General features: G+C 71.9%; 22 protein-coding genes and 1 pseudogene. 18 read left to right on the top strand and 5 right to left on the bottom strand.

What is annotated here, in order from left to right:
• Nucleotides 1-144 precede the first annotated feature (144 nt).
• The 7 genes from ABTY98_RS33040 (at nt 145) to ABTY98_RS33010 (ending at nt 5,757) form a co-directional block, all read left to right on the top strand.
• Nucleotides 145-555 carry a hypothetical protein gene (locus ABTY98_RS33040; RefSeq protein WP_352224746.1) on the top strand — a complete coding sequence of 137 codons (411 nt, stop codon included), beginning with the start codon at nt 145-147 and terminating at the stop codon, nt 553-555.
• Nucleotides 556-646: 91 nt separating this feature from the next.
• A complete protein-coding gene (locus tag ABTY98_RS33035) occupies nt 647-1,225 on the top strand; it encodes a carbonic anhydrase (protein ID WP_352224745.1) in 579 nt (192 codons plus the stop codon).
• A gap of 8 nt (nt 1,226-1,233) precedes the next feature.
• Nucleotides 1,234-2,736, top strand: a complete 1,503-nt coding sequence (locus ABTY98_RS33030) for a SulP family inorganic anion transporter (protein WP_352224744.1) — start codon at nt 1,234-1,236, stop codon at nt 2,734-2,736.
• Nucleotides 2,737-2,881: 145 nt separating this feature from the next.
• Entirely contained in the window at nt 2,882-3,793 is a 912-nt protein-coding gene (locus tag ABTY98_RS33025; RefSeq protein WP_352224807.1) for a slipin family protein, read from the top strand.
• The gene (locus tag ABTY98_RS33020; protein ID WP_352224743.1) at nt 3,741-4,619 is read left to right on the top strand and encodes a PPK2 family polyphosphate kinase; all 879 of its coding nucleotides are present in this window, start codon (nt 3,741-3,743) and stop codon (nt 4,617-4,619) included. Before ABTY98_RS33025 ends, ABTY98_RS33020 begins: the two co-directional genes overlap by 53 nt.
• 115 nt (nt 4,620-4,734) lie before the next feature.
• On the top strand, nt 4,735-5,556 hold the full coding sequence (locus ABTY98_RS33015; protein WP_352224742.1) for a polysaccharide deacetylase family protein: 822 nt from the start codon (nt 4,735-4,737) through the stop codon (nt 5,554-5,556).
• Between the two features lie 18 nt (nt 5,557-5,574).
• On the top strand, nt 5,575-5,757 hold the full coding sequence (locus tag ABTY98_RS33010; protein WP_352224741.1) for a hypothetical protein: 183 nt from the start codon (nt 5,575-5,577) through the stop codon (nt 5,755-5,757).
• Here the strand turns inward: ABTY98_RS33010 and ABTY98_RS33005 are convergent.
• Nucleotides 5,749-6,276 (bottom strand): annotated as a pseudogene (locus ABTY98_RS33005) (ABC transporter); the annotation flags it as partial. The gene ABTY98_RS33010 and the pseudogene ABTY98_RS33005 overlap by 9 nt on opposite strands.
• A gap of 44 nt (nt 6,277-6,320) precedes the next feature.
• On the opposite strand from ABTY98_RS33005, the gene ABTY98_RS33000 reads away from it, so the two are divergent.
• The 6 genes from ABTY98_RS33000 (at nt 6,321) to ABTY98_RS32975 (ending at nt 13,068) form a co-directional block, all read left to right on the top strand.
• A complete protein-coding gene (locus ABTY98_RS33000; RefSeq protein WP_352224740.1) occupies nt 6,321-7,013 on the top strand; it encodes a peptidyl-tRNA hydrolase in 693 nt (230 codons plus the stop codon).
• A 106-nt stretch (nt 7,014-7,119) separates the two neighbouring features.
• Nucleotides 7,120-7,911 (top strand): DUF4142 domain-containing protein, encoded by a 792-nt coding sequence (locus ABTY98_RS32995; protein WP_352224739.1) that lies wholly within the window; start codon nt 7,120-7,122, stop codon nt 7,909-7,911.
• Between the two features lie 123 nt (nt 7,912-8,034).
• Complete coding sequence (locus ABTY98_RS32990; RefSeq protein ID WP_352224738.1) at nt 8,035-9,306, top strand: MbnB/TglH/ChrH family RiPP precursor modification enzyme; 1,272 nt, start codon at nt 8,035-8,037, stop codon at nt 9,304-9,306.
• Nucleotides 9,307-9,595: 289 nt separating this feature from the next.
• Nucleotides 9,596-10,390 carry a DUF4142 domain-containing protein gene (locus tag ABTY98_RS32985; protein ID WP_352224737.1) on the top strand — a complete coding sequence of 265 codons (795 nt, stop codon included), beginning with the start codon at nt 9,596-9,598 and terminating at the stop codon, nt 10,388-10,390.
• Nucleotides 10,391-10,486: 96 nt separating this feature from the next.
• The gene (locus ABTY98_RS32980) at nt 10,487-11,266 is read left to right on the top strand and encodes a TIGR04222 domain-containing membrane protein (RefSeq protein ID WP_352224736.1); all 780 of its coding nucleotides are present in this window, start codon (nt 10,487-10,489) and stop codon (nt 11,264-11,266) included.
• A 152-nt stretch (nt 11,267-11,418) separates the two neighbouring features.
• A complete protein-coding gene (locus ABTY98_RS32975; RefSeq protein ID WP_352224735.1) occupies nt 11,419-13,068 on the top strand; it encodes an alpha/beta hydrolase in 1,650 nt (549 codons plus the stop codon).
• A gap of 6 nt (nt 13,069-13,074) precedes the next feature.
• Here the strand turns inward: ABTY98_RS32975 and hemQ are convergent, their stop codons facing one another.
• Nucleotides 13,075-13,806, bottom strand: a complete 732-nt coding sequence (gene hemQ, locus ABTY98_RS32970) for a hydrogen peroxide-dependent heme synthase (protein WP_352224734.1) — start codon at nt 13,804-13,806, stop codon at nt 13,075-13,077.
• A 5-nt stretch (nt 13,807-13,811) separates the two neighbouring features.
• Nucleotides 13,812-15,386 (bottom strand): protoporphyrinogen oxidase, encoded by a 1,575-nt coding sequence (gene hemG / locus ABTY98_RS32965; protein ID WP_352224733.1) that lies wholly within the window; start codon nt 15,384-15,386, stop codon nt 13,812-13,814.
• A 154-nt stretch (nt 15,387-15,540) separates the two neighbouring features.
• Between hemG and ABTY98_RS32960 the strand changes: the two genes are divergently transcribed.
• Nucleotides 15,541-15,876 carry a hypothetical protein gene (locus ABTY98_RS32960; protein WP_352224732.1) on the top strand — a complete coding sequence of 112 codons (336 nt, stop codon included), beginning with the start codon at nt 15,541-15,543 and terminating at the stop codon, nt 15,874-15,876.
• A 65-nt stretch (nt 15,877-15,941) separates the two neighbouring features.
• Nucleotides 15,942-17,330: an FAD-dependent oxidoreductase gene (locus tag ABTY98_RS32955; protein WP_352224731.1), complete on the top strand. Its 1,389-nt coding sequence runs from the start codon at nt 15,942-15,944 to the stop codon at nt 17,328-17,330.
• A gap of 102 nt (nt 17,331-17,432) precedes the next feature.
• On the opposite strand, the gene ABTY98_RS32950 is transcribed toward ABTY98_RS32955, so the two are convergent.
• Nucleotides 17,433-17,711, bottom strand: coding sequence for a hypothetical protein (locus tag ABTY98_RS32950; RefSeq protein WP_502994408.1), 279 nt, complete (start codon nt 17,709-17,711; stop codon nt 17,433-17,435).
• 165 nt (nt 17,712-17,876) lie between these two features.
• On the opposite strand from ABTY98_RS32950, the gene ABTY98_RS32945 reads away from it, so the two are divergent.
• Complete coding sequence (locus ABTY98_RS32945) at nt 17,877-18,701, top strand: rhomboid family intramembrane serine protease (RefSeq protein ID WP_352224729.1); 825 nt, start codon at nt 17,877-17,879, stop codon at nt 18,699-18,701.
• Between the two features lie 9 nt (nt 18,702-18,710).
• Here ABTY98_RS32945 and hemE read toward each other — a convergent pair whose 3' ends face one another.
• Nucleotides 18,711-19,778, bottom strand: coding sequence for a uroporphyrinogen decarboxylase (hemE, locus tag ABTY98_RS32940; RefSeq protein ID WP_352224728.1), 1,068 nt, complete (start codon nt 19,776-19,778; stop codon nt 18,711-18,713).
• 133 nt (nt 19,779-19,911) lie between these two features.
• Between hemE and ABTY98_RS32935 the strand changes: the two genes are divergently transcribed.
• Together ABTY98_RS32935 and ABTY98_RS32930 are read left to right on the top strand one after the other, a co-directional pair.
• A complete protein-coding gene (locus ABTY98_RS32935) occupies nt 19,912-20,589 on the top strand; it encodes a DUF3000 domain-containing protein (protein ID WP_352224727.1) in 678 nt (225 codons plus the stop codon).
• A 317-nt stretch (nt 20,590-20,906) separates the two neighbouring features.
• Nucleotides 20,907-21,569, top strand: a complete 663-nt coding sequence (locus ABTY98_RS32930) for a LuxR C-terminal-related transcriptional regulator (protein WP_352224726.1) — start codon at nt 20,907-20,909, stop codon at nt 21,567-21,569.
• Nucleotides 21,570-21,766: the final 197 nt, after the last annotated feature.

The raw sequence follows: 21,766 nt of genomic DNA, 5'->3' as shown, positions 1-21,766 counted from the left end.
CCACCGGCATTTTTCACGCTCTCTTCGGTTCGCAACACCGAGTTAACCCTGCAAAGGACTTTGCAGGGTTAACGTGTTTCTTGACCAACCATTGACCTGTGCTTGGTGTACACAAGAGGCGCGAACTGCCGCGAGGGGGGGCTCATGTTCCGAGGTACGACGGCCCGGACCGTGCTCTCACTCCTGGCCGCCGCCCTGCTCGCCGTCCAGTTCTTCGCGCCCGCGGCAACCTTCGCAGCCGCGCACACGCTCAGTCATGTCGAGGCCAGGGCCCAGCTTGGTCCGAAGCCCTCGGCGAAGTTCGTGCGCGACGGCTCGCACACCCTTCGCGACCACACCCTCCGCGACCACGGCCTCTGCGGGGAGCCACCCAGCCCGCCGCGGACCGCCGACCGCCAACGCACCGCCACCGCCGGCTGCGCCGACGACCGTCCGCTCACCGCCCGGCACACCGAGGCGATACCGGCCTCGGTGGTTCCCGCAGACCAGCGTCAACGCACTCCAAGACCGTCCAGAGCCCACTCGCCGGCCGCGCTTCAGGTCTTCCGCTGCTGAGCGACGGGTTCCGTCTCGGCTCGTCACCCCCCCACAACCGTCGTGCAAGCCCGACGCGCCATCTCGGCGCGCCAGGAGGAGTCCACACACCATGCAGCCCCTCATCGACAACGCCCGTACGTTCGGACAGCGCCCTGAGGAGTTCGCCAAACTCGCCGAAGGCCAGTCCCCGCAGGTGCTGTTCATCACCTGCTCCGACTCCCGGGTCGTCCCGGCCCTGATCACCGGCGCCCGCCCGGGCGAGCTCTTCGAGCTGCGCACCGCCGGCAACATCGTCCCCCCGTACGCCTCGGAGCACCCCACCAGCGAGGCGGCCACCATCGAATACGCCGTGGAGGTGCTCGGCGTCCGCGACATCGTCGTCTGCGGGCACTCGCACTGCGGCGCCGTCGGCGCGCTGGTGCGCGGCGACGACCTGACCGCCGTACCCGCCGTACGGGACTGGCTGGCCCGTGCCGAGCCGCGCCCGACCGGCGCCGTCGAGGACCCGGCCGTCGCTGAGGGCGTGCAGAGTCATGTGCTCGCCCAGCTGCTGCGGTTGCGCTCCTACCCGTTCATCGACAAGAAGCTGGCGCAGGGCGAACTGACCCTGCGCGGCTGGTACTACGAGGTCCACACCGGTGCCGTCCGCGAACACCGCGCCGACACCGACGCGTTCGAGACCCTGTGAGCGTCGCGATGACCAAGTTCCCTTACATAAAGCAGGACTTCACCGCCTCTCTCGTCGTCTTCCTGGTCGCGCTCCCACTGTGCGTGGGCGTGGCCGTCGCCTCCGGTGTACCGGCCGAACTCGGCCTGGTCACCGGCATCGTGGGCGGTCTCGTCACCGGGATGCTGCGGGGCAGCAGCCTTCAGGTGTCGGGGCCGGCCGCCGGTCTGACCGTGCTCGTCTTCGAGGCGGTGCACGAGTTCGGGCTGCCGGTGCTCGGCGTGATCGTGCTCGTCACCGGCGTGCTCCAGATCGCCATGGGCGTTCTGAAGCTGGGGCGCTACTTCCGGGCCATCTCGGTCTCGGTGGTCGAGGGCATGCTGGCCGGAATCGGTCTGGTCCTGATCGCCGGTCAGCTGTATCCGGCGCTCGCCGCCAAGGCCCCCGAGTCGGGGCCCGGCAAGATAGCCGGACTGCCCGGGGCGTTCGCGGACGCCCTCGGGGACGGGGAGGCGCTGGCCTCGCTCGCCCTCGGCGCGGGCACCGTCGCGGTCCTGGTGCTGTGGAAGTACCTCCCGGCGAAGGTGCGGACGGTCCCCGGACCGCTGGCCGCCGTCGGTCTCGCCACACTGGCCGCGTTCTTCCTCAGCCTCCCGGTCGCCACCGTCGAGGTGCACGGGCTGCTGGGCTCCGTGCAGCCGCCGCCGCTGCGCGCCTTCGGCGAACTGGCGGGCTTCGGCGTGATCGGCACGGTCGTCGCGTTCACGCTGATCGCGTCGGCCGAGTCGCTGTTCAGCGCGGCGGCCGTGGACCGGCTGCACAACGGTCCGCGCACCCAGTACAACCGGGAGCTGATCGCCCAGGGCGCGGGCAACGCGCTCTGCGGAGTGCTCGGCGCGCTGCCGATGACCGCGGTGATCGTGCGCAGCGCGGCCAATGTGCAGGCGGGCGCCCGGACGAAGGCGTCCCGGGTGCTGCACGGCGTCTGGCTGCTGCTGTTCGCGGCGCTGCTGCCGGGGGTGCTCGGCTACATACCGATCCCGGCGCTCGCCGGAATCCTGGTCTACTCGGGCGCCAAGCTGATCCCCGTGCGGGCACTGGCCGCGCTCTGGCGTGAGCACCGGGGCGAGGCGCTGATCCTGGTCGTCACCGCGGTGTCGATCGTGGCGGTCAGCATGTTCGAGGGCGTGCTCATCGGACTCGCCCTGTCCATCGTCAAGACCGCGTGGGAGGCCTCGCACATCAGGCTTGAGGTGATCGACAAGGGCGCTGGTCCGATCGACGCCCATCTGTCGGGCAACGCGACCTTCCTGCGACTGCCCAAGATCCTCGACAGTCTGGAGGCGCTGCCCCAGGACCGCCCGATCCGGGTGGACCTGTCCGGGCTGCACCACCTTGATCACGCCTGCCGGACCGCACTGGAGAGCTGGGCGGCACGGCACAGCGATGCCGGTACGGAACCGGTGAAGGTCACGGCACCGGTGAAGGTCAGCGCCGGCTCGGCCGTGCCCACCCGGGTCACGGCCGTCTGAACCGGCGGCCGCTCCCGGGCCGGGGTGCCGACGCCCCTCGGCATCCCGGCCCGGACCCTCATCCACCCGACAATGGCCCCGACCCTCCCGCCGGGCATATCGTTACAGCAACAGGCATATCGGACCTCTTTACCTGGGGGTCGTGATGGTTCAGGAGCTGCTGGTCGCGGTGGTGGCGGCGCTGTGCGCAGGCGCGCTGTACCTGGCCGCGGGGGCGCGGGTCGTCAAGCAGTACGAGCGGGGCGTGCTGTTCCGGCTCGGCCGCGTCACCGGTGACGTACGGGCGCCGGGCTTCAATCTGGTGATCCCGTTCGTGGACCGGCTGTACAAGATCAACATGCAGATCGTGACGCTGCCGATCCCGGCCCAGGAGGGCATCACCCGGGACAACGTCACCGTGCGCGTGGACGCGGTCGTCTACTTCCGGGTGGTCGACGCCGTGAGCGCGCTGGTCAAGGTCGAGGACTACAAGTTCGCCGTCTCGCAGATGGCCCAGACCTCGCTGCGGTCGATCATCGGCAAGAGCGACCTGGACGATCTGCTCTCCAGCCGCGAGCAGCTCAACCAGGGCCTGGAGCTGATGATCGACAGCCCGGCCGTGGGCTGGGGTGTGCAGGTGGACCGGGTCGAGATCAAGGACGTGTCGCTGCCGGACACGATGAAGCGCTCGATGGCCCGCCAGGCCGAGGCCGACCGGGAGCGCCGGGCCCGGATCATCAACGCCGACGCCGAGTTCCAGGCCTCGAAGAAGCTGGCCGAGGCGGCCAAGCAGATGGCGGGCACCCCGGCGGCCCTGCAACTGCGGCTGCTGCAGACGATCGTGGCGGTGGCCGCCGAGAAGAACTCCACCCTGGTGCTGCCCTTCCCGGTGGAGCTGCTGCGCTTCCTGGAGCGGGCCCAGCAGCCCGCTCCGAACGGCGGCGCCGAGCTCGGTCTCTCCGATCTCTCCGGGCTCTCCGAAGTCTCCGAACCGGCTCCCCCGGACCCGAGCGAAAGGCCTGCCCGTGCCGAGGAAGCACCAGAAGCGTTGGGACGACAGGGACCCCGATCTGCGTGACCTGCTCCGCCTCCCGGTGGGCGAGCGACCCGACCTGGACGCCCACCGGGCCGACGCCCGCCCCGCGGGCCCCGATGACAAGGACGCCGCCCGCACCGCGACGGCCGAACTGGGCGAGCGCCTGGCCGGCCTCCAGGAGCGGCTGTGGGCGGCGGGCACGGCAGGCGACCGGCGCCGGGTTCTCCTGGTGCTCCAGGGCATGGACACCAGCGGCAAGGGCGGCACGGTCAAGCACGTCATCGGCCACCTCGACCCGGCCGGCTGCCGGGTCCGCGCCTTCAAGGCCCCCACCGAGGAGGAACGCCGCCACGACTTCCTGTGGCGGGTGCGCCGGGTACTCCCCCGGCAGGGCGAGATCGGCATCTTCGACCGCTCCTACTACGAAGACGTCCTGGTGGCGCGAGTCCGCGGCCTCGCCCCGCCCAGGGAGATCGAGTCCCGCTACGGCTGGATCAACGACTTCGAGCACGAGGTGACCGATGCCGGCACGACCGTCGTCAAGTGCTTCCTGCACCTCTCCTACGGCGAGCAGAAGCGCCGTCTCCTGGCCCGTCTGGACAACCCCGACAAACACTGGAAGTTCGGCCCCGGCGACATCGAGGACCGGGAGCTGTGGCCGGACTTCCAGGAGGCGTACGAGATCGCCATGGAGCGGTGTTCGACCCCCGCCGCGCCCTGGTACCGGGTCCCGGCCGACCAGAAGTGGTACCGCAACTGGGCGATCAGCCGCCTCCTGCTCGAGCATCTGGAGGAGCTCGACCCGCGGTACCCGAAGGCGGACTTCGACGTGGCCGAGTGCCGGGAGCGGCTGCTGAGGGCCCCGTGACGGAACAGCCGCCGCCCGGGTGACCCCGGCGGCCACGACGCCGCGCCACCCAAAAAAACCGGACAATCCGACCTACGTTCATACGGTGATCCGACCAGTACGCCGTCTTACCGGTATGACCGCCGCCTGCGTCGCCCTCGGTGCCGCGCTAGCCGCCTGCGGCACCGCCCAGGCGCCCCACGCCCGCCCCCCGGCCCCCGCCAGGCCCGCCCCCGCCGCCAAGCCGCCCACGCTCCCCGCCACCCCGGGCGGCCTGGCCCCCGTCTTCTCGAACGGTCCGCGCACCCTGGGCAAGACCGTCGCCCTGACCTTCGACGCCGACATGACCGCCGACCAGGGGCCCCGCGCGGCCGCCGGCGAGCACTTCGACAACCCCGCGCTGATCGCGACCCTGCGCAGACTGAAGGTGCCGGCCACGGTCTTCATGACCGGCCGCTGGGCCGACGAGTACCCGGACCAGGCCCGCGCCCTCGGCCACGACCCGCAGTTCGAGGTCGCCAACCACTCCTACAGCCACTACGCGTTCACCGACGACTGCTACGGCCTGCCGACCGTCCCCGCCGCGAACATGAAGTCGGACGTGGAGCGCGCCTACTCCGCACTGCTCAGGGCGGGCGTGCCGCATCCGATGCCGTACTTCCGTTTCCCCGGCGGCTGTTACGACCAGCAGGCGCTGCGCGCGGTCGGCGGCCTCGGGGTCACCGCGGTGCAGTGGGACGTGGTGAGCGGCGACGCGTTCGCCACCGACGCCGACGCCGTGACCAAGCAGGTGCTGGACGGGGTGAAGCCGGGCTCGGTGGTCGTCATGCACTGCACGCGCAGCGCCGCCCCCACCACCGAGCAGGTGGTCCGGAACGTCGTACCGGAGCTGCGCAAGCGGGGCTTCCGGTTCGTGAAGGTGTCCCAGCTGATCGGGGAGACGCCCGGTCACCGCTGACCGTCCTACGCTGGAGGTATGAGCGACGAGGGCTACTGCACGATCACCGAGGCCGCGAAGCCGCCGAAGGCGGAGGGTCCGCCGTACGCGGAGTGTGTGCTGTGCCGGGAGCCGACCGAGTACCCGGAGTCGTACAAGGGCGTCACGATGTGCCCCCGGTGCGAGTGGCAGGAGGCGCAGCGGACCGCCTGCTCAGGATGAGCGGCGGCCGTTGAGGACGCAGGCCACGGTGAAGGCCGCGGCGGTGAGCAGGGCCGCCGCGGCCGCCGGCAGCGGTGACACCGGGACCCGGCCGGACTCCGAGCCGGAGACCAGACCGCTCACCACCGCATGGGCCGGGGAGCCCGCGACCACCACCGCGAGCAGCGCGGCCGGCAGCATCGTGGGCACCGCCCGGCCCGGTGAGCGCAGCAGCGGCCGGTTGGTGAGCGCCCCGACGGCGCTGCCGAGCAGCGCACAGGCGAGGGTCGCGAGGAGACCGGCGGCTCCGGCCCGCAAGGGCGGTACGAGGAGCCGGTGGTCGTCGGTGGCGTGCCGGCTGATCACGGTCACGATCAGGGTCGCCGCCGTGCCGAGCAGCGCCGCGGCGGTGAGGGCGGTCAGCAGGGCGGCCAGATGAGCCCTGACCGGGCCCCGAGCCGCCGTGACACAGGCGCGGGCGGCCGGCGGCTCGTTGGTGACACAGATCCGTACCAGCCAGGCGGCCACCGGCAGCAGCGCGGGGGGATCGGGGTGGTGGGTTGTGCGCCCCTTAGGGTGTTCAGGTGAGCGCTCCCTTCCAGGTCTCGGCGAACAGTCGCGACGAAGCACCCCAGTTCGTACTGCCTCTTGTCGTGCGGATCGAGAAGTCGGCTCCTCCGGCCCGTACCGACGCTCTTGAAACCGCCGCGCGGGCGGTGCTGACCATGCTCAGTGATGAGCGGGCCCTTGGGAACGGGGAATGGGCTCAGGCGATTCGGGACTGGGAGGACGCGCGGATCCGGAAGGTCGTTCGGCGGGCCCGGGGCTCCGAGTGGCGGCGGGCCGGGGGGCTGCCCGGGATCACCCTCACGGGGAAGTCCGCCGAGGTACGGGTGTTTCCGCCGGTTCCCCTGGACGGGTGGCCCAAGGAGCTGGCGAAGTTGCAGGTGTCCGGGACCGAGCTGGACGATCCCGAGCCGCCCGCCGACGCCGACCGGGCGCAGGCCGTGCTGTGGCTGAACCCGGAGTTGGAGCTATCGGCGGGGAAGGCGATGGCGCAGGCCGGGCACGGGGCCCAGCTGGCCTGGTGGGCACTGTCGGAGGAGGAGCGGGGGACGTGGCGCGAGGCCGGGTTCCCGCTCGCCGTGCGGACCGCCGATCCGGCCGAGTGGAGTGAACTGACCGCCGGCGGGCTGCCGTTGGTCAGGGACGCGGGGTTCACCGAAATCCCGCCAGGCAGTTGCACGGTGGTCGCGGACCATCCGGCACTGCGCTGACCTCGGCTCTTTTACGTCCCCTTGGAAACTTTGCCGTTTGTTTGAACACCGTCGCCGTCGCACTCGTACGTCCAGGCACTGAACCAGCGACACGGGGAGGCATCCCTTGCGGCGTTTCAACGGTACGGCCATGATCATGGCGGCCCTCGCCACCACGCTCGGCGCGCTCGCCTATCCCGTGTGGTCGTACGCCGACCGCTCCGGCACCGGGCAGGCGAACCTGGCGGCGGGGACCGTGGCCACCCAGTGGGGTCCGCTGTCCGCCTCGGACCGCGATCTGATCGTGCGGGTCCGGCTGGCCGGCCTGTGGGAGCTGCCGGCCGGGCAGCAGGCCATCGAGCGGGCGCCGAGTGCGGCGATCAAGGAGGCCGGCGACCATCTGATCGTCGGCCACACCGACCTGGACCGGCGGGTCCGGATCGTCGCGGCGCAGCTGGGCGTCGAACTGCCCAACGTGCCCAACGAGCAGCAGCAGAGCTGGCTCCAGGAGATGTCGGCGGCGACCGGCGCGGAGTACGAGTACAAGTTCGTGAATCTGCTGCGCGCCGCGCACGGCAAGATCTTCCCGGTGATCGGGGCGGTACGGAACACCACCCGCAACAGTCTGGTACGGCAACTGGCCTCGGACACCAACCAGACCGTGCTGGACCACATCACGACCCTGGAGAAGACCGGGAAGGTCGACTTCGAGGCGATCGCCAACGAGATCGCCAACTCCACCACGGCGAGCCCGACCGGCCCGGCGGTGCCGGCGCCGGGGCTGGTGGTGCCCTCCGCGCCGGCCGCGCAGGCCGGCGGTGGCGTGCGGGTCACGTCCAGGCCCTCGCCCGGCGCGCCGGGCACGGTGAACACCGCGCGCCCGGACCCGGTGGACTCGCCGGGCGTGCTCGGCGGGTAGCCGATCCAGCTCCCCGGAGCGCGGGCCGGAACCTCAAATGTTGCTCTGAAGCGGCGGGCAACGCGGTTCGCGGACGCGCTCCGGGGCCATACCCCCGGCAATCGGAGAAAGAGGGGGAGGACCATGACCCTGGAGCGGCTGGGAACGGGCATCGGCTGGCGGCCGGAGATCGCGGACGCCGTGGAGCGCATGCCCGGCATCGACTGGGTCGAGGTCGTCGCCGAGAACACCTGCCCGGGCCACCTCCCCGACTCGCTGCGGCGGCTGCGCGAGCGCGGGGTGACGGTCGTACCTCACGGTGTCTCCCTGGGACTCGGCGGTGCGGACCGCCCGGACGAGCACCGGCTGACGGCGCTCGCCGAACGGGCGGCGGCGCTGGGCTCCCCTCTCGTCACCGAACACATCGCGTTCGTCCGCGCGGGCGGCCCGCTGACGGCCTCGCCGCTCCTGGAGGCGGGCCATCTGCTTCCCGTGCCGCGCACCCGGGACGCCCTCGACGTCCTCTGCGAGAACATCCGTATCGCGCAGGCCTCGCTGCCCGTGCCCCTCGCCGTCGAGAACATCGCCGCGCTCATCTGCTGGCCGGGCGAGGAGATGACCGAGGGACAGTTCCTGTACGACCTCGTCGACCGCACCGGGGTACGGCTGCTGATCGATGTGGCGAACCTGCACACCAACCACGTCAACCGGGGTGAGGACCCGGCCGAGGCACTCACCGAACTCCCCGTCGAGGCCATCGCCTACGTCCATGTCGCGGGCGGCTTCGAGCGGGACGGCGTCTGGCACGACAGTCACGCCCACCCGGTGCCCCCGGCGGTCCTGGACATCCTGACCGACCTCGCGTCGCGGGTCACGCCGCCGGGGGTGCTGCTGGAGCGGGACGAGAACTTCCCCGAGCCGGCCGAACTGGAGCGGGAGCTGGCGGCGATTCGGGGTGCGATGGCGGCGGGGGGCTCGGACACCGGCGGGCGGTTCGATCCGCCGGCACGGCCGACCGCCTCCGCGGTGACCGACGCCACCCGGCAGCGGGTAGGGCTCGCCCAGGCCGCGATGCTGTCGTCGCTGGTCGCGGGCACACCGGTGCCGGAGGGTTTCGACCGGGAGCGGATGCGGGTGCAGGCGCGGGCACTGGCGTCGAAACGAGCCGATGTGGTGGCGAAGGTGGCACCGGAGCTGCCGGAGATCCTGGGCGACGCGTACCGGCTTGCGTTTCTGGCGTACGCGCAGGAACGGCCGATGACCGGGGGGTATCGGCGAGACGCCCTGGACTTCGCGGGACGGCTGCTGAGCGACGGCCGCCCGGAAGACCGGACATCCCACCGCCGCCTGGAGAAGTGGTGGCAGGCCCGAGCGGGGGAGACACCTCGACGAAGGGCGTTGCTGCGGCGGGGCTAGTGGCGCCTGGGCGGGGGGCGCTTACCGGCGCCGGCAAATGCCTCCCCCAGAGGGGGTACCCCCAGCGCCCACCCGTGCCGCCTGGGGGTCCCCCCAGGCCTTTCGGGCTCCTCTCGGGCTCTGGGGGAGGCACGACTGCCCGCAGCTAGGTCTTTTAGGGGCGCGGGGAACTGCGCGATCAGCCCCCACCGGCCCGCACCCGACCTCCGGCCCGGCCCCCCGCCACACGCCCTCGGTAATATGCCAAGCCCGCACAGCGAAGCCTTAGCCGTGCGGTGCAGGAGGCATCATGCGAGCGCGTCCCCGACCCCCCGTCCAAGGCCGAGGCATATTCAGCGGTACCGGGCTGATCATCACCTGTCTCGCGGCGACCCTCGCCGCCCTGGTCTTCCCGATCTGGTCGTACGCCGACCGCTCGGACCCGACCGGCGCGGTGAACGTGCTGAGCGCCCAGACCGTGTCGACCCGCTACGGTCCCCTGTCCGCCCAGGACCGGGACTTCATCGTCAAGGTGCGGCTCGCCGGGCTCTGGGAGCTGCCGGCCGGGGAGCTGGCGGAGCAGAAGGGCACCACCCAGGCCGTACGGACCGCAGGCCAGCACCTCGTCGACGGCCACGCCTCCCTCGACGCACACGTCCGCAGCGTCGCCACCCAGCTCGGCGTCCCGATCCCCAATCAACCCAACGACCAGCAGCAACAGTGGCTCGCCACTATGACCGCGGCGCAGGGGCAGGACTTCGACCGGCAGTTCGCGAACATCGTGCGGCTGGCCCACGGCCGGGTCTTCTCCGTCGTCGCCCAGGTCCGCGCCGGCACCCAGAACACCCTGGTCCGTGATCTCGCCGACGACGCCAACACCACCGTCCTGGACCACATCAAGGTCCTGGAAGCGACGGGATACGTCGACTTCGCCACCCTCGCACAGCAGCTGTCGGTCACCCCCTCCCCCGCGGCCTCGCCGCCGGTCTTCGCGCCGAGCGACGCCATCCCGGTCGTACCGTCACCGGCCCCCACCTCGCCGCCGTCCCCTACGTACCCGCTGCCGCCCGCCGCCTCCAGCCCGCCGCCGCCCAACAGCCCCTGACCTGCACGGGAAACGGAACGTCACATACCGACGACGTTCGGTCCGGAATATGAACAGGGCATGGCGTTTCCCAAGCCCCTGGCATAGAAACGCGTCATGTTCTGGGTCCTTCTCCTGCTCCTGGCCTGGGCCGTCGCCGGCACCGCCTGCGCTCGGCTGTGCCTGGCCGCCGTACGCACGGCGGCCACCGACACGGACACGGGCCGAGGACACGATCTGACGCTGTACGAGGCCGCGTTCCTGTCCGGCGGGCCCGCGCGGGTCGCCGATCTGACCCTGGTGTCCATGGCACGCCAACAGCGGCTGCTGCTCGCGCACACCGGCTGGGCGACCGTCGTGGACCCGCGTGCGCGGGACGAGATGGAGCGCTCGGTGATAGGTGCCATCGGGCCCGAGGGGCAGTCGCGGATAGCGCCGGTACGGTCGGCGGCGGCCGACGCGGACGCCGTGCGGAGTCTCGGCGAGGGACTCGTGCGGGCGGGGCTCGCGGTGCCGGACGCGGCGGCGCGTACGACGGTCGCGTCGGGCGTGCGCCAGGTCCGGGCCGCCGCACTCGCCGTGTTCGGCCTGGGGGCGGCCGCACTCGCGCTGCCCGCCCCGACCGAGATGCCCCGCGACCTGATGGCCGTGTGGTTCGCGCTGCCCCTCACTCTGACGCTGAGCTGTCTGGCCATCGCCCGTGTCGAGGTGCACCCGTACGCGCGCTGGGCCTCCCCGGCCGGCCAGCGGCTGCTGGGCGTGCTGCACCGGCGGACGAACCGCGCGGCCGACGACCACTCGTTCCTCGCCTCCGTCGCCGTCCGCGGTATCCGCGCGATCGGAGAACCGGAGCTGCGTGCGGCCTTCGCACACCGGGACCAGCTTCCGCGGGAGTGAGCGGGGGCGTACAGGGGCATTGGCGCCGACACCGGCCGATGGTGCTTGCCTTCGTCGGCAACCGGTCGAAATATCCCTTTTACTGCTGCCGTGCAGTCGCTGCGGTGCCGTTGCTGCCGCGCCACGCAGCGACCGCACCGAAGGGATACGCCATGAGAGCCCCCGCCCTGTACTCGGCAGCCGGGTCCCTGATTCTGACCACCCTGGCCGCCGCCCCGGCCGGGAGCGCCCCTCGCGTCCCGGACACGGCGTCGGCCGAACTGCGCGGTACCGCCGTGGCCGCCGCACGGGCGCGGGCGGAGGGCATCGACTTCGGCAAGTGCGCCGCCGGCCTGGAGCTCCCGAAGTCCTTGCAGTGCGGCACGCTGAGCGTCCCGCTGGACTACGCGCATCCGGACGGCAAGCAGATCAGACTGACCGTCAGCCGGATGCGGGCCACCCACAAGGACCCGCACAACAGCAAGCGCAAGGTGCCCCGGCAGGGCGCCCTGGTCTACAACCCGGGCGGGCCGGGCGCCTCCGGCATGCAGTTCCCGATGGTCGGCGTACTGCCCGAGTGGAAGCGTCTCGCCGCCGCCTATGACCTGGTCGGCTACGCCCCCCGCGGGGTGGACGGTTCGGCGCCGCTGTCCTGCGTGGAGCCCAAGCGTTTCTTCAGGGCGCCCTCCCCGTCGCCGACGCACCCCTCGGCGTCGTACAAGAAGGCGCGGATCGCGGAGGCGAAGGCGTACGCGCGCGGCTGTCTCAAGCGGTCCGGGAACAGGCTGAGGTACTTCACCTCGCTCAACAACGCCCGTGACCTGGACGTGCTGCGCGCGGGGCTCGGCGAGAACCGGCTGACCTTCATGGGCGCCTCCTACGGCACCTACTTCGGCGCGCTGTACGCCACCCTGTTCCCCTCGCACGTACGGCGGATGGTGCTGGACTCGGCGGTCAACCCGGACCCGGCACAGATCTGGTACCGCTCCAACCTGGAGCAGTCGGCCGCGTTCGAGAGCCGCTGGACGGACTACCGGGAGTGGATCGCCCGGCACGACGACGTGTACGGGCTGGGCAACACCGCCGCGAAGGTGCAGGCGAGTTACGACCGGGCGAGCAAGCGGCTGGCCAAGAAGGCGGCCGGCGGGAAGGTCGGGCCGGGGCAGTTGCAGGGCGCGTTCCTGTCGGCCGGGTACTACGACGACTACTGGCCGAGCCGCGCGGAGGCGCTGTCGAAGTTCCTGAAGGGAGACGCGAAGCCGTTGGTCCGGCTGGCGGCGCCGACGGCGGAGACGGCCGCCGCGGCGGAGAACGGCAACGCGGTCTACACGGCCGTCGAGTGCAACGACGCGGCCTGGCCGAAGGACTGGAAGACCTGGGACCGGGACAACACCCGGCTCGCGCGGGTGGCGCCGTTCGAGACCTGGGACAACGCCTTCATGAACCTGCCGTGCGCCTACTGGCAGGTGCCCCGGCAGAAGGCCCTGGACGTGCGGACCGGGCCCGGTGAGCTGCCGCCGACGCTGATCCTTCAGGCGGAGCGGGACGCGGCCACGCCGTACGCGGGCGCGCTGGAGCTGAACCGGCGGCTCGCCGACTCGGTGCTGGTGACCGAGCGGGACGCGGGCACCCACGGCATCGGCGGCGGCCCCAACAAGTGCGTCAACGGCTATCTGGAGGCCTACCTGCTGGAGGGCCGGCTCCCGGAGCGGCGGGCGGCCTGTGCGGGGCACCCGGAACCGAGGCCGGCGGCGCCGGCCGGCCACGCCCGGCAGCAGAAGAAGCTGCGGGACTCCCTGAAGGGCAAGGCCGACCAGCGCTGAGCGTCGTCAGGCGAGGCCCGCGACCAGTTCCGCGACGTCCTTGCGGCGGCCGGTGAAGAACGGGACCTCCTCGCGGACGTGCCGACGGGCCTCGGATCCCCGCAGGTGGCGCATGAGGTCGACGATGCGGTACAGCTCGTCGGCCTCGAAGGCCAGGATCCACTCGTAGTCGCCGAGCGAGAACGAGGCGACGGTGTTGGCGCGCACGTCCGGGTAGCCGCGGGCCATCTTGCCGTGGTCGGCGAGCATCCGGCGGCGATCCTCGTCAGGCAGCAGGTACCAGTCGTACGAGCGTACGAACGGGTACACGCTGACGTAGTTGCGCGGCGTCTCGTCGGCCAGGAAGGCCGGGATGTGCGAGCGGTTGAACTCGGCGGGGCGGTGCAGCGCCATGTTCGACCAGACCGGCGCGAGAGCGCGGCCCAGCTTCGTGCGGCGGAAGAGGTTGTACGCCTCCTGGAGCTGGTCGCTGTCCTCTGCGTGCCACCAGATCATCAGGTCGGCGTCGGCACGCAGACCGGAGACGTCGTAGGTGCCGCGGACGGTCACGTCCTTGGCGGCGAGCTGGTCGAACAGTTCCTGGACCTCGTCGGCGTAGCCCGCGCGGTCCTCGGGCAGTACGTCCTTCAGCCTGAAGACCGACCACAGGGTGTAGCGGATGACCTCGTTGAGGTCCTTGGCCAGCTTGCCCTTGTTCGGGATCCGCTCGGGGGCGGTGGTGGGGGCGTCGTCACTCATAGTCCTTATTCTCCCGCTCCGCCGTGCAGGCTCTGCACCGGGTTGGCGGTGAGCTCCCGGACGGCCGCCAGGTCACCGCCCAGCTGGTCGACCGCCGCGTACGCGCTCGCGATACAGGCGGGGATGCCCACCCCGTCGTACTGCGCGCCGCAGACCGCAAGGCCCGGGAGCTTGGCGACGTGCTCGCGGACGCGGGCCACGCGCGCGTGGTGGCCGACGGGGTACTGGGGCAGGCCGTCGGTCCAGCGGGTGACGCGGGTGGCGACGGGGGCCGCGGCCAGTCCGGTGGCCTCGCGCAGGTCGTGCCGGGAGACGTCGACGAGGTCGCCGTCCTCGCGCCCCAGCACCTCCGTCTCGCCGTACCGCCCGACCGAGGTGCGCACCACGACCACGTCCGGGTTCTCCTCGGCGATCCACCCCCACTTCTGGGAGGCGAAGGTGGCGGCCTTGATGGTGCGGCCGTCGACGGGCGGCACCAGGAAGCCGCTGCCCTCGGGGAGCGTGAGGTCGGCGCGGCGGTAGGCCAGGGTGATCAGGGCCATCGAGGCGTACTCGACAGCGGCCAGTTCGGCCGCGGCGGCGGGCGCTTCGGCACGCAGCAGGGCCGCGGCGACGGGGGCGGGGACGGCGACGATCACGGCGTCCGCGTACAGCACGCGGTCACCGGCGACGACCCGCCACCCGGTGTGCGAACCGTCGGCGGCGCCCCGGCCCGCCTCGCGGTCCCCGTCCGCCCGGGTGCCCGCCCACGGGAGGCCGGATCCGCCGGTCTGCGAGTCGGCACCGTCGAAGTCCCTTGCCCCGCCCGGTCCCATCCGGCGCAGTTCGGTCACGGGTGTGCCGGTGACGATCTCGCCGCCGCGCGCCCGCACCGAGTCCGCGACCGCGAGCGGCAGGGTGCCCACGCCGCCCTCGATGCCCATGAACACCGGGCCAGTCTGCTGGCTGGCGGCGGCCTTGGCCTGGATCTCGCGGACGGCCTCGGTCAGCGAGTCGTGCGTCCTGGCGGCCTGGTAGAGCTGCGGGACCGCCGAGCGCATCGAGATGCGGTAGGCGTCGCCCGCGTAGACGCCGCCGAGCAGGGGTTCCACCAGCCGGTCCACGACCTCCCGGCCCAGTCGCCCGGCCACGTACTCCCCCACCGCCACGTCGTCGCCGACCTCGGTGCGGGGCAGGTCGGCGTCGCGCTCGATGCGGGCGAGACCCTCCTTGGACAGCAAACCGGACAGCGCGGCGGCGGTGCCGGGGACGCCCATGACATGGCCCCTGGGCATGGGCCGCAGGGCACCCCGGGTCCAGATCGAGGCCGTGGCGGTGCCAGGCGGCTGAAGCCGGTCGTCCAGCCCCACCTCGCGCGCGAGGGCGACCGCCTCGGGCCGGCGTGCCAGCATCGACTCGGCGCCCAGGTCGACCCGCACCCCCGCGATCTCACCGGGCAACAGCTTGCCGCCGACTCTCTCCGAGGCCTCCAGCACGGTCACGCGCAGGCCGCGCTCCAGCAGCCGGTGGGCCGCGGCCAACCCCGCGATCCCGGCTCCGATGACCACGACCTGCCCCGTGCCCGCACCCGTTGCGCTCATGACCCCACTCTCTCAGACCCCACTGACACGCCCGCCCCGGCCCGGTGACCGGCGCGCGTCCGGACCGTGACCGCATCGGGACCGTCCCGGTGAAACGTCCCGCCCGGCCCCGGCGTCGAAGGAGCGTCATTCGTCACGACCCTCGGGGGGAACCATGCGACATCCCGTACGACCCGTCCTCGCCGGCATCCTGCTGGCCGCCGCACTCGTCCTCACCGGATGCAGCGGCGACGACTCCGGCGCCTCGGCGGGGGATGCCAGGGCCGACACGGGCGGCGCGGTCCAGGAGGCGGCGGGCTCGGCAGGCGCCAAGGACAGCAGCGGCAGGGGCACCGACAAGGCGCCCACCCTCACGGTGAACCACATCATCCGCACCGCCTCCCTGGATCGCCCTGGCGCAGGGCGCGGTCCTGCCGTTCGCGGCGCTCGCGGCCCTTGTCGCGTTCCTGTGGTGGCGGGTCGTCCGCCGGCACCGCACGGCCGGCGGTGAAAGCCGTGTGCATGGCACTGAGACCTGACCAAGCCCGAAATTCCGTCGCGCCGTAGCGTGTTCGCATGGACATGAGCGGTGGACGGGAACGACTGGTGGTGATCGGCGGGGACGCCGCGGGCATGTCGGCGGCGTCCCAGGCGCGCCGGCTGCGGGGACCGGACGAGCTGGAGATCGTGGCCTTCGAACGCGGCCACTTCAGCTCCTACTCGGCGTGCGGCATCCCGTACTGGGTCGGCGGTGACGTGGCGGAACGGGACCGTCTGATCGCCCGCACGCCCGAGGAGCACCGGTTGCGGGACATCGATCTGCGCATGCGCACGGAGGCCACGGAGATCGACGTGGCCGGGAAGCGGGTACGCGCGCGTGACGTCGATTCCGGCGCCGAGTCCTGGACGTCGTACGACAAACTCGTCATCGGGACCGGCGCCCGCCCGATCCGTCCCGACATGCCGGGCGCGGACGCGCCGGGCGTGCACGGCGTGCAGACCCTCGACGACGGCCAGGCCCTGCTCGACACGCTGGCACACACGCGTGGCCGTCGCGCCGTGGTCGTCGGCGCCGGCTACATCGGCGTCGAGATGGCCGAGGCGATGATCAACCGGGGATACGAGGTGACGGTCGTCAACCGCGGCAGCGAGCCCATGTCCACGCTCGACCCGGACATGGGCCGCCTGGTGCACAAGGCGATGGAGGGCCTCGGCATCACCATGGTCAACGACGCCGAGGTCACCAAGGTGCTCACCGGTCAAGACGGCAGGGTCCGGGCGGTGGCCACGGAGGACGGCGAGTACCCGGCGGACGTGGTGATCCTGGGCATCGGTGTCCGCCCGGAGACGAGCCTCGCCCAGGCGGCGGGCCTGCCCGTAGGCAAGCACGGCGGCCTGCTCACCGACCAGGCGATGCGGGTCCGCGGCCACCAGGACATCTGGGCGGGCGGCGACTGTGTGGAGGTCCTGAACCTGGTCTCGGGCCAGGAGCAGTACGTCCCGCTGGGCACCCACGCCAACAAGCACGGCCAGGTCGTCGGCACCAACGTGGGCGGCGGTTACGCCACGTTCCCCGGTGTCGTCGGCACCGCGGTGAGCAAGGTCTGCGACCTGGAGATCGCCCGCACCGGCCTGCGCGAGAAGGACGCCCTGCGGGTGGGCCTCCGGTTCGAGGCGGTCACCATCGAGTCCACGAGCCGCGCCGGCTACTACCCCGGCGCGAATCCGATGACGGTCAAGATGCTCGCGGAACGCCGGACAGGCCGCCTCCTGGGCGTCCAGATCGTGGGGCGGGAGGGCGCGGGCAAGCGGGTGGACATCGCGGCGGTGGCCCTGACGGCAAAGATGACGGTGGACCAGATGACGGCTCTGGACCTGGGCTACGCACCACCGTTCTCACCGGTGTGGGACCCCGTCCTGGTGGCGGCGAGAAAGGCGGCGACCAGGGTGCGGGACGGTGACTGAAGCGACCCCTGGGGGCGCGGGGACGTGTCGGCATGCGGCTACCGCCGTGAGGGCGCGACCGGCCCCCACGCACCCGCCCCCCGCGACGCGTCCCAGGCCGTCCTAGGCCGTCCCGCTGATCCGCGGCAACGAAGTGACCCCGGCCCCTCCCGGCGCCGGCGCGGCGGCGGCGGCCACGCTTCCCTGCTCCATACCCTGCCGTGCATGCGCAGCCGCAGGCCGAGTCGACCGCAGCCGGTTGCTCACGGCCTCGTCCAGCGTCACCGGCCGCTGCATCTGCGCGGCCAGCCGCCCCGCCTCCTGACCGAGCCGTGCCACGTCCTCCCAGGGAAGCCGCACGACAAGGGAGATCTCCGCCTCACCGTCCGGCAGGGCCTGCATGGGAGGGAACCCCTGAGAAGCAACCCGCTCGTTCATCGCCTGATCCTCACGTCGCCTGAAACGTCACCTGAAGCTCATCGGTCACAAGGACATACGGACCCGCGCGTGCCGACGTTCACCAACGCGCCGCGCTTCGGCCGTCCCCTCCCTGGGCACTAGTCAGCTGTGGTCATCCCCGTCCATGACGTGAACCCGGTGCGTCGCACGCCGTATGTGACGTATGCGCTCATCGCCGCGAACGTCATCGTGTTCCTGTTCACGCCCGGCATAGCCGGCTCCGTGGCCGGCGGCAGCGATCTGGCGCAGCTGTGCCATCTGCAGGCCTTCACGGAGCACTACGCGGCCGTCCCCAGAGAGCTGATCCACCACCAGATGCCCCAGCTGGTCCCGACGGGCCAGGTGGGCGTCGGCCGGAACGGCCCCGGCTGTGTGGTCGGCCCGCCCTCCTACGACAAGTCGCCGCCGCTCTCCGTCTTCACGGCGATGTTCCTGCACGGCAGCTGGCTGCATCTGCTGGGCAACATGCTGTTCCTGCTGATCTTCGGCAACAACGTCGAGGACCGGATGGGCCACATCCGGTACTTCCTCTTCTACGTTGTCTGCGGCTACGCGGCCGGCTACGGCTTCGCGCTCCTCAACCCCACCTCGGGGGACCCGCTGATCGGCGCGTCCGGCGCGATCGCCGGCGTCCTGGGCGCCTATCTCGTCCTCTACCCGAAGGCCAGGGTCTGGGTACTGGTCCCGTTCCTGATCTTCCTGCCGCTGCGGCTGCCGGCCTGGCTGGTGCTGGGCTTCTGGTTCGTGCTCCAGGCCGTCTACTCGTCGGGCGAGGGCGTCTCCGACGCCGGGACCGTGGCGTACGCGGCGCACATCGTCGGCTTCCTGGTGGGCATGATGCTCGCCTGGCCCCTCAAGCCGGGCACGCCCCCGCCGCCGGAACCGCGCGGCCTGCTGTTCGGCAGGCGGGCCCGGCCCCGGCACACCTGGTAGCGGACCGGGTCAGCGCGCGCTCTCGGTGTGCACGAACTCGACGAGGCGGGTCAGCGCGTCCGGGTCGGTGGACGGCATCACGCCGTGGCCCAGGTTGAAGACGTGGCCCTCGAGACCGGCGGCCGCGTCGAGCACCTCGCGCGCCTTGGTCTCCACCACGTCCTTGCCGGCGAACAGGACGGTCGGGTCGAGGTTGCCCTGGAGCGCCTTGCCGGGGCCGACGCGGCGAGCGGCCTCGTCGAGCGGGACCCGGTAGTCGACGCCGACGACGTCCGCGCCGGCCTCGCCCATGAGGTTCAGCAGTTCGCCGGTGCCGACCCCGAAGTGGATGCGCGGGACGCCGTATCCGGCGACGGCGTCGAAGACCTTCGCGGACGCGGGGAGCACCGAGCGGCGGTAGTCGGCGGGGGCCAGCGCCCCGGCCCAGGAGTCGAAGAGCTGGACGGCGGAGGCGCCGGCCTCGATCTGCACCTTGAGGAACGCTGCCGTGATGTCGGCGAGGCGGTCGAGCAGGTCGGCCCAGAGCTCCGGGTCGCCGTACATCATCGCCTTGGCGTTCTCGTATGTGCGCGAGGGGCCGCCCTCGACGAGATAGCTCGCGAGGGTGAAGGGAGCGCCGGCGAAGCCGATCAGCGGGGTCGGGCCGAGCTCGGCGGTGAGCAGGCCGATGGCCTCGGTGACGTAGGAGACGTCCTCGGGGGCGAGGCCGCGGAGCTGGGCGAGGTCGGCGCGGGTGCGGATCGGGTGCGCGACGACCGGGCCGACGCCGGGCTTGATGTCGAGGTCGACGCCGATGGCCTTGAGGGGGACGACGATGTCGCTGTAGTAGACCGCCGCGTCCACGTTGTGCCGGCGGACGGGCTGGAGTGTGATCTCGGCGACCAGCTCGGGCCGCGTGCACGACTCCAGCATCGGGATGCCCTCGCGCACCTTGTGGTACTCCGGCAGCGAGCGCCCGGCCTGCCGCATGAACCACACGGGGGTGTGCGGCACGGGTTCACGCCTGCACGCCTTCAGGAAGGCACTGTCGTACGTCGCTGTCGGCTGCTGGCCCGCGGGGCTTCCGTTCGCACTCACGACGGCAAGTCTCCCACGCCCCCGAAGCCGGTGTGGCCGCGGCCCGTGCGGTGCCTCGCGTGGGGGCCTCCGGTGGGGCCTTAGGTGGTGTCTCTCCCTGCGCGAAGGCGTCATTCCCCTTACCCTTCCCCGCATGGCTGCGGCTCAGGGACGACTGTCGGACGGCGCTGGCGGGATGGGCGAGGAGAAGGGCACCGGGGAGGGCGAGGGACATACGGGGAGTACGGCGCCGCCGGCCTTCCAGGCCGCGGTCGAGGCGCTGCGCGGTGCAAGGCTGCGGCCGCAGGTCGAGGTGGAGCCGACGCCCGCACCGCAGCGTCTCGCCCCGTTCGCGTACGCCGTGGAGGCGGCGGTGGTCGACGGGGATCAGGACCTTGCCGACGGCCGTCTCGTACTGCTGCACGACCCGGCCGGGCACGACGCCTGGCGTGGGACGTTCCGGCTGGTCACGCTGGTGCGCGCGGAGCTCGAGCCGGAGATGGCGGCGGATCCGCTGCTGCCGGACGTCTGCTGGTCGTGGCTCACCGGCGCGCTCCAGGCGCGCGGCCTGTCGTACGGGGAGGCGAGCGGGACCGTCACCCGGGCGAGTTCGCACTACTTCGGCGGGCTGTCCGAGCGCCCCGCCGCCTCGCAGATCGAGATCCGGGCCTCCTGGACGCCCCGGGAGGGCCGCGCCGGGGTGCCGGACACCGCGGCGCACCTCGCCTCCTGGTGCGATCTGCTGGCGCAGGTAGCGGGACTGCCGCCGGCCGCCCCCGGCGACGCCTCGGTGGTCACGCTGCCGCAGCGCCGTGACCCGCAGGCGCGCTAGCCACCCCTGGTCCGCCATCGGCCGAGGACCCGTCCACCTGACCGGGGCCCGTCCACCCGAGTCCCGTCGACTCACCCTTCGTTGACCATCTCTTTGTCGATACGGCCACTTTCTGTCCCGTACGACAACGGCTCGAACCGATTCGATCTTCGGATGATCGATCGCGTGTCCGAATTGCACGTATTGTTACTCACCAGATCGTGATCATTCTCTAAAGGCGGACGGGTTTGGTGCCGAAGACGACTGTGACCTTGAAAGCACGGTTCGTCCCGGCTTCTTCCCCCACAAGCCGGCCCCGTCCCCACCCAGGAGGCCTGGTGTCCGTTCTCCTCGAGCAGCCCGCAAGCCTGGTCGCCTACCGCCCGAACAAGCCCACCGCCATGGTGGTCGTGGCCGACCCGCGCGTCCGCTCCACCGTCACCCGCCACCTGTGGGCACTCGGCGTGCGCGATGTCATCGAAGCCTCGTCCATCGCGGAGGCTCGTCCCCGCATCGGCAACCCCCGCGACATCTGCGTCGCCGACGTCCACCTCCCCGACGGCTCCGGCCTGACCCTCCTGTCGGAGACCCGCGCCGCGGGCTGGCCCAACGGCCTGGCCCTGTCCGCCGCCGACGACATCGGCGCGGTGCGCAACGCCCTGGCCGGCGGGGTCAAGGGCTACGTCGTCACCGGCACCCGCACCAACATCGGGCTTCCCACCCGACCGGGCGCCGCCCCCATCGGCTCCGCCGCCGCCCGTATGCACCGCCGCCCCCCGGGTTCCCCGAACCACCCGGGCGGCTACCGCGAACTCTCCGGCCGTGAGGTCGAGGTGCTCCGACTGGTCGCGGAGGGCCAGTCGAACAAGGCGATCGGCGTCTCGATGGGTCTGTCCGCCCTCACCGTCAAGAGCCACCTCGCCCGTATCGCCCGCAAGCTCGGAACGGGCGACCGCGCCGGGATGGTCGCCGTCGCCCTGCGGACCGGCATCATCCACTGACCGACTGTTCATCCCTCACTCCGCCGTTCACCGACGTGAACCGGATCGGCCGCTGGTCCGCTGTCACGTCGTACTCCGTCGTCCCCCGTTCGTGGACCTGATCTTTCACCGACCTGACTGGTTTACGACCCTCCGGCGCCCGTCGACGGAACGCTACCGGGACCCGGGCCCCCCCCCCCCACAAAAAACAAAAAAAG

Origin of the sequence: Streptomyces sp. NPDC096040, from assembly GCF_040303265.1 — a bacterium.
GTDB lineage: Bacteria > Actinomycetota > Actinomycetes > Streptomycetales > Streptomycetaceae > Streptomyces.
Note: the sequence above shows the minus strand (reverse complement) of the source record. Positions and strands in the feature narration are given on the sequence as shown.

Bases quoted from the DNA above. Each gene is read 5' to 3' on its own strand.
- ABTY98_RS33040 (WP_352224746.1), top strand. From the start codon at position 145: ATGTTCCGAGGTACGACGGCCCGGACCGTGCTCTCACTCCTGGCCGCC.
- ABTY98_RS33035 (WP_352224745.1), top strand. From the start codon at position 647: ATGCAGCCCCTCATCGACAACGCCCGTACGTTCGGACAGCGCCCTGAG.
- ABTY98_RS33030 (WP_352224744.1), top strand. From the start codon at position 1,234: ATGACCAAGTTCCCTTACATAAAGCAGGACTTCACCGCCTCTCTCGTC.
- ABTY98_RS33025 (WP_352224807.1), top strand. From the start codon at position 2,882: ATGGTTCAGGAGCTGCTGGTCGCGGTGGTGGCGGCGCTGTGCGCAGGC.
- ABTY98_RS33015 (WP_352224742.1), top strand. From the start codon at position 4,735: ATGACCGCCGCCTGCGTCGCCCTCGGTGCCGCGCTAGCCGCCTGCGGC.
- ABTY98_RS33010 (WP_352224741.1), top strand. From the start codon at position 5,575: ATGAGCGACGAGGGCTACTGCACGATCACCGAGGCCGCGAAGCCGCCG.
- ABTY98_RS32990 (WP_352224738.1), top strand. From the start codon at position 8,035: ATGACCCTGGAGCGGCTGGGAACGGGCATCGGCTGGCGGCCGGAGATC.
- ABTY98_RS32985 (WP_352224737.1), top strand. From the start codon at position 9,596: ATGCGAGCGCGTCCCCGACCCCCCGTCCAAGGCCGAGGCATATTCAGC.
- ABTY98_RS32980 (WP_352224736.1), top strand. From the start codon at position 10,487: ATGTTCTGGGTCCTTCTCCTGCTCCTGGCCTGGGCCGTCGCCGGCACC.
- ABTY98_RS32975 (WP_352224735.1), top strand. From the start codon at position 11,419: ATGAGAGCCCCCGCCCTGTACTCGGCAGCCGGGTCCCTGATTCTGACC.
- hemQ (WP_352224734.1), bottom strand. From the start codon at position 13,806: ATGAGTGACGACGCCCCCACCACCGCCCCCGAGCGGATCCCGAACAAG.
- hemG (WP_352224733.1), bottom strand. From the start codon at position 15,386: ATGAGCGCAACGGGTGCGGGCACGGGGCAGGTCGTGGTCATCGGAGCC.
- ABTY98_RS32960 (WP_352224732.1), top strand. From the start codon at position 15,541: ATGCGACATCCCGTACGACCCGTCCTCGCCGGCATCCTGCTGGCCGCC.
- ABTY98_RS32955 (WP_352224731.1), top strand. From the start codon at position 15,942: ATGGACATGAGCGGTGGACGGGAACGACTGGTGGTGATCGGCGGGGAC.
- ABTY98_RS32950 (WP_502994408.1), bottom strand. From the start codon at position 17,711: ATGCAGGCCCTGCCGGACGGTGAGGCGGAGATCTCCCTTGTCGTGCGG.
- ABTY98_RS32935 (WP_352224727.1), top strand. From the start codon at position 19,912: ATGGCTGCGGCTCAGGGACGACTGTCGGACGGCGCTGGCGGGATGGGC.